This is a genomic window from Pseudanabaena sp. CCNP1317 (assembly GCF_034931345.1).
GTDB classification, from domain to species: domain Bacteria; phylum Cyanobacteriota; class Cyanobacteriia; order Pseudanabaenales; family Pseudanabaenaceae; genus Pseudanabaena; species Pseudanabaena galeata.
Genome location: NZ_JAYGIF010000063.1, coordinates 45,922 through 53,304, shown reverse-complemented (window position 1 = coordinate 53,304; position 7,383 = coordinate 45,922). Strand labels below are relative to the sequence as shown.

The window sequence follows — 7,383 nt, the reverse complement described above, 5'->3', positions numbered from 1 at the left end:
ATTGTAAGTTCGATTTTTACTTTTGTGCCTTCTACACTTATTAACTTTGCCGACATTTTCTTTCTTGATCTCCTTCGTTATTCTTTCATTGTTCTACAATCTTCGTATTATGTCAAGGTCGCACCCTCGCAATTTGACGTTTGATGTCTTTTGCCTGTTGTCGCGCTAATGTTGCGGTTGTGGTACGAGGACCGACTTCAAGTAAAACCCTTGCAGGCTGCTCCCATAGCTTTTTAGCACCCTCTGCAAACCGAACGGTAGCGCGTAAATGGCTAGCCCAATACATGGGGTCAGTAGCTTGAGCATCGGTGATCCATTCTGTTGTTACCGTTGACACAAAAGGAATTTTGGGTGGCGATAACTGAACAGTTTTGACCATTTCAGCAAATGGCTCAATAATTGGGTCCATCATTGGCGAGTGGAAAGCGTGGGAGGTATGTAATGTGCGACAAACAATCTCCTCGGCTTCCAGTTGTTGCTGCAAGTTATTAACTACCTCAGTTGGTCCCGCCACAACACAAAGCGAAGCCCCATTTACCGCCGCGATCGCTAGGTCATCACTCAGACGCTTTTGCAACACCTCTGCGGGTAAGCGCACTGAGAGCATGGAGCCACTGGGCAATGCGCCCATCATCCTTGCGCGAGTCGCAACGAGTTTTAGCCCATCCTCTAGAGAAAACACACCCGATAAACAGGCGGCAACAAATTCGCCAATGCTATGTCCAATCATCGCTGCGGGGCGAACACCCCAACTTTGCCAGAGAATCGCCAAAGCATATTCAATCGTGAATAATGCTGGTTGAGTGTATTGAGTCTGCCGCAATAAAGCTGTGGCGGCTTCATCATTACCATCGTTGCTTTGGGGTGGATAGATGACTTGCTGGAGATCTCGATCTAGCAAAGGACGGAGAATCTCCGCACAGCGATTAACAGCATCCCGAAATACGATTTCATGCTCATAGAAATACTTGCCCATGTTGAGGTACTGTGAACCCTGTCCAGGAAACATAAACACCACATCTGGGTTACGAATTTCACTTAGTCTTGTGGCACTGCGATTCACATCAAGAGATTCTAATATCGCGATCGCATCTAAGCGATCGCGACAAACGACGAAGCGACGATGATTGTAAGCTTTTCTGCCATGATCTAGGGTATAAGCTACATCGGCTAAGTTCGCTTCAAGATTGTGAGTGAAGTATTCCTTGAGGTTTGTCGTGGTCTGCTCCAGAGCAGTACTAGTTTTTGCCGACAACCGCAATAATTGAAAGGGACGAGAAGGACTAGAGACTTCCACTGATGGGGCTTCTTCTAACACGACATGGGCATTTGTGCCGCCCACGCCAAAGGAACTTACACCAGCCCTGCGAGGTGTCTCACCAGCCGCCCAATCAACGAGTTTGTTATTGACATAGAAAGGACTATTCGCGAAGTCAATTTCTGGATTAGGGGATTCAAAGTTGAGGCTAGGTGGAATTTTTTTGTAATAGAGAGCTAGGGCAGTTTTGATCAGTCCTGTCACTCCCGCCGCAGCAACTAAATGCCCAAAGTTACTTTTAACTGAACCGATCGCACAGAATTGGGTCGCATCGGTCTGAGTACGAAAAGCCTGAGTTAGAGCTTCAACTTCGATGGGATCACCCAATGGAGTTGCCGTCCCATGAGTCTCGATATAAGAGATGGTTTCAGGGTGGATACCAGCCGAAGCTTGCGCCATAGTAATTGCTCCCGCCTGTCCGTTGACACTTGGTGCAGTGAAGCTCACCTTATCCGTACCATCATTGTTCATACCTACGCCTTTAATTACAGCGTAGATGCGATCGCCATCATCTAAGGCTTCTTCCAATCTCTTCAGTATGACAATACCCGCACCACTGTTAAACATGGTTCCTTGAGCATTGGCATCAAAGGGACGGCAACGCCCATCAGGGGAGAGCATACTACCTTCTTGGTAGAGATAGCCTCGATTTTGGGGTGTGGTAATGGAAATACCCCCCGCTAGGGCAATATCACATTGATTACTCATTAATCCCTGAAATGCTTGGATTATCGCAACTAGAGAGGTTGAGCAGGCGGTATTAATACTAAGACTAGGACCAGTTAGCCCCAATTTGTAGGAGGTACGCGTAGTTACAAAGTCCTTCTCGTTCGCTAGCATCGTCTGAAACTCACCCAGTCGGTTGATTATTTCAGGACGACCGCAGATGTGATGCTCAAAGTATGTATTTTGACCAGAACCAGCATATAACCCGATCGCACCATCGTAGGATTCAGGCATATAGCCCGCATTTTCCAAAGCTGTATAAGCTAACTCTAGAAATACTCTTGCCTGTGGGTCAAGAACTTCGGCTTCTCTGGGACTAATTCCAAAGAAACTTGCTTCAAAGGTTTCGGCTCCATCAATGATGCCTCTTACACGAACATAGTTAGGGTCAGTACGTAATTCGACATCAACACTTGGATCGATTTCTGCATCAGTAAAAGTAGTGCAGGACTCTATCCCATTACAGAGATTTTGCCACAGGGCTTCGACAGTATCCGCGCCTGGGAAACGCCCAACCATACCAATAATTGCGATGCCATCAGAGTTAATCTTTGGTGCTTTTTGGAGAAGGCGATCGCGTTGTTTATTTTTTTGTTGTGGTTGCTCTAACTGTTTGTGTTCTTCGCGATCGAGGTACTGGGCAAATGTGCGAATGGTGGGATATTGATAAAGCTTAACAGCACGGAATTCAGAACCTAGCTGTTTTTGGACTCTAGTAACCATCTGTAAGCCCAGCAGCGAAGTGCCGCCGATGTCAAAGAAATTGTCTTCAATCCCAACCTGTTCTAATCCCAGAACACCACACCAGATTTCGGCAAGTATCCGTTCTTTAGGGCTATTGGGTGCAATAAAGTTATCCCCAACTCCTATAGAGACAGGTGCTGGTAAAGCACGACGATCCGCTTTCCCATTAGGCGTAAGTGGGATTTTGTCTAAGACGATAATCGCCGCAGGAATCATGTAATCAGCTAATTGATCTTGCAAATAAGACTTAATTAGATTGATGTTGGGTGATTGCTCAGATTTTGGTGTTATGTAAGCAACCAGCCGCTTACTGCCCACAATGTCCTCACGCACAATCACTACAGCATCCCGCACGCTTTCATGATGGCTTAAAGCTGCCTCAATTTCACCTAATTCAATACGGAACCCACGAATTTTTACTTGATTATCAAGCCTTTCAACAAACTCAATCGTGCCATCTGGCAGCCATCGTACTCGATCGCCTGTTTTATAGAGCCGTTTTGGAGAATCAGCACTAAATGGATCGGGAATAAATTTCTCAGCAGTTAGATCGGGACGATTGATATACTCACGCGCTAGTCCCGCCCCACCAACATGAAGTTCTCCCAATACACCAATGGGAACAGGCTCACCATGAGTATCGAGAATATAAACCTGAGTATTAGCGATCGGTCTACCAATGGGAACTGATGTCACTTGATCGCCCAATGGTCGAGGAATGCGGTAGCAGCAAGTGAAGGTCGTATTTTCCGTAGGACCATATCCATTAATTAGTTGTGTCTCAGGAAGATGTTTTTGCGCCAGCCGAATAAAGCTCGGAGAGAGCGCCTCACCACCCGTGAGTAGTTCTTTCACTCCTAAAAGAGATTCAGGAGATTCCGCAATGATCGTGTTAAATAATGCGGCAGTCAGCCACATGGTGGTAACCCCGTAAGTTTGAATAACTGTTTTCAAGTCTTGGGGATCGGGAATGCCATCACTGGGGAATAAAACACAGCAACCACCATGCAGCAACGCTCCCCAAATCTCTAAAGTAGCAGCATCAAAGGAAATAGGTGCTAGTTGTAATAAAGTTTGATTGCCATCTAGCTCTGTAAAACTAGTACCAAATACTAGTCTGGAAACAGCTCGGTGCGGAATGGCAACTCCCTTGGGACGACCTGTAGAGCCAGAGGTATAGTTAATATATGCCAAGCTATCAGCATTGACCTTTGTTGCTTCTGGAATACTTTCGGTGATTTCCTTACCCCAATCTGTTTCTAGACAGATAATATGTGATTGAGTAGGAGGTAGGCGATCGCGTAGATGTGACTGCGTAATTAGTACTGGTGCTTGAGTATCCTCAAGCATAAAAGCAAGTCGCTCTTGCGGATAAGCTGGATCAAGAGGAACGTAAACTCCACCTGCTTTGAGAATTCCGATAATAGCGACAATCGTCTCAATCGATCTTTCTATACACATCGCCACAAATGTCTCTGAGCCTACTCCAAGACGCTGTAGCTCACAGGCAAGAATATTCGCACGCCTGTCTAATTCTTTATAAGTTAGTCTTATTGGATCTTCTGCATTGAGAGATGGCAGGATTAAGGCAATCTTGTCAGGAGATTTTGCTACCTGCTCCGCAAAGATTTGATGAATTGTTTGGTCTGAAGGATAGGTTACTTGAGTATTGTTCCATTCAATCAAAATCTGATGACGCTCGGCAGTGGTTAACATTGGCAAACTTGCAAGTTTCTGCTCAGGATTCGTGACCAGACTTTCTATCAAGGTTTGCAAATGCCCCAAAAGACGATTAATTGCAGCTTCTTGAAAACGGTTGCGATCGTATCTAATTAGCAATGTCAATTGCGGCTCTATTTTTATCCCAATAGTAATCGGCAAATCAGATAGTGCAATCGCTTGCTCAAGATTCCCAAATATAATTCCAGTCTCAAACATTGATATATCAGAAGGAATATCACTCCATGCTTGAATTTGATTTAGCGATACTTGAGAATATGTTTGGGTGATTTTCCAATATTCTTGAACCTGAAGTAACCAAGGTACAACTAATTTATCAGGCTCAATTTTGATGCGAATAGGTATGAGTTGACTTTTACTCTCTTTATCACTTGCTATTAGAGAAGTTTGGGCAGTCTGAAAGCCAAAAATAATATCATCTTCACCACTGTAATGATGCAGGAGCAATGCCCATCCCCCTTGCAATACTGAAGAGACTTCTAGATTTTGCTCTTGAATAAACCGATTAAAAATTGAAGTTGAAGATTCATTAAGACAAGTACTAACCTCCTGATAGTCAAATACTGAAAGATAATCCTTAGACTTTATAGAATCACCGAATAAAAATGTGCTTGCATTGAATCCTTTTAGAAACTGCTTCCAGAAATGCTCTTGGCTAGTAAAAGGAGATTTCAGTATAGATTCTGTATATTCGACATCCATTTCCATCAGAAGTCACAATGAATAGCATGTAAGATTAAATGTAATTGAGTATGCTTAATAAATTTAGAATACTCTCAAGTTAAAATTAAAACTTAGCATTTTACATGACATTTGTAAATCCATATTTATTTAGAAATCAGGAGAAAGACGGGATAATAAAGTTATAGAAGTTATAGGAAAGTTATAGATAGGTTATTTAGTTATTTTTGAGTTACCTCTATACTTACTACATAGCTATAGCAATCCTAAATATGTTGTGAGAGTAAGCCCCTTTGGGGCTTACTCTCACAACACTAAAAATCATACAACTCATTTAGGATCTCTAGATAGTCTAGATGACAAGATATCTATATCAATGAAAGAGATAGCTAGGACAAATTAAAACCCAAACAAATAAAGTTGGCGCAAAGCGCCAACTTTATTTGTTTGGGTTTTATATCCTAAGCAAAATTTTCATTGCTATATCATGATTTCAAATGATGATTAACTCATACTAAAAAACTAATTTTTTATAAAGAAACCTTGCAATAATTTAATAATTATTGCAAATTATAGCTATTTAGAATAGCTGTGTTTGAGGTTTTTTATAAAATGAATTGATGAGTCTCTAATGGCTGTTTTCTCCTCATCAGGTTTGTTCTCATAAGCATGAATCATTAGTGACACCCTGCCATTTTCAATAAAGCTATGACGATGCTGATCGACAAAATTCCAATATAGATAATTAAAGGGACAGGCAGAACTACCTGTTTTTTGCTTCACATCATAGGTACATTGGGAGCAGCAATTGCTCATTTTGTTAATGTAATTCCCCCCTGATACATAGGGCTTGGAGGCAAGTACACCACCATCAGCGAACGTAGACATACCCAGAACATTAGGAAGCTCAACCCATTCATAGGCATCGACATAGGCAAGCCAAAACCAGTAATTTAGCTGATGCGGATCTGTATTTGTGAGATTGCTAAAGTTACTTAAGACCATCAGTCTCTGAATATGATGTGAATAGCCATAATTTAGAACATTAGTAACAGCATCTTTTAGACAGAGTAAATCGGTATTTGCATCCCAATAAAGTTGCGGTAAGTTATTAAAAAATTGAAAATAATTACTCTCTCGCACTTGGGGCATTTGCGCTTCGTAATAAACGCGAATATATTCGCGCCATCCTAAAATTTGACGGATAAAACCCTCCACAGAGTTGAGAGGTGCAATGTTTTGTTCATAGGCGGCGATCGCCATTTCGCAGAGTTCCTGTGGTAACAGCAAGCCATTGTTAAGATAAATCGACAACACAGAATGAAATAAAAAGGGTGCGCCGACTTTGATAGCATCTTCGTAAGCTCCAAAATTCGCTAAGCGGGTTTCGATGAATAATTGAGCTAGTTCTAGGGCGCGATCGCGAGTTACGGCATAACCAAATTGGTCTAGTCTTCCAAAAGCATCAGGTAAATAGTTTTTGACTAACTCGATTACTTCCTGAGTAATTGCATCAGGTGGGACTTCAGGAATCGTAGGAATCACAACATTTTTGGGCAAAGATTTACGATTCTCTTTGTCATAGTTCCAATTACCGCCGACGGGTTTACCATCTGCCATCAAGTAACCAGTTTGCTTACGAAGTTCTCGATAGAAAGTCTCTAAGCGATATCCTTTTTTGATTTTCGGCTTAAATTTTTCAGCATCCGCAATAAAAAAGCGATTGGGAAGTATTTCGAGGCGATCGCTAAATTGATCATTTAAAGCCAACATTTGCGATCGCGTATCCCACTCTGATGGCTGCATATAGGTAAGCTTAAGCTGAGGACATTGCGCCAAAAAATTCGCGATCGCCTCGGCATGAAATCCTTCGGTAAATAAATTTAGTACGGGAAATCCCTGTTGATGACAGGCGATCGCCAAGTGCCTCTGAGAACTGAGGATATAAACTAGTTTTTGCTTATGGTGAGGAATAAATGTGGCATATTTCAGGGATTCCACAAAGATTAACAATGGCTTTTGTGCGAGTAATTCTTTGGGAAATACATCCAGATTTAGTTGATCATGAAGGATAAACAGAGCGCGATCGCTATTTCTTAATTGCTGTTCTATCTTTTCTGAAATCGGATAATTTTCTATTTGCGAGAGAAATTCACAGGCAGTTTCTAGCATAA

Annotated in this window: 2 protein-coding genes; both read right to left on the bottom strand. The window is 42.2% G+C overall.

Annotated features, from left to right (window positions below):
* Window positions 1–112: 112 nt before the first annotated feature.
* Entirely contained in the window at window positions 113–5,236 is a 5,124-nt protein-coding gene (locus VB775_RS14075) for a polyketide synthase (RefSeq protein ID WP_323216828.1), read from the bottom strand.
* A 549-nt stretch (window positions 5,237–5,785) separates the two neighbouring features.
* Entirely contained in the window at window positions 5,786–7,381 is a 1,596-nt protein-coding gene (locus VB775_RS14070) for a cryptochrome/photolyase family protein (RefSeq protein ID WP_281008622.1), read from the bottom strand.
* Between the last annotated feature and the right edge of the window lie 2 nt (window positions 7,382–7,383).

Coding starts and splice junctions, on each gene's coding strand:
- VB775_RS14070 (WP_281008622.1), bottom strand. CDS start 7,381: ATGCTAGAAACTGCCTGTGAATTTCTCTCGCAAATAGAAAATTATCCG.
- VB775_RS14075 (WP_323216828.1), bottom strand. CDS start 5,236: ATGGAAATGGATGTCGAATATACAGAATCTATACTGAAATCTCCTTTT.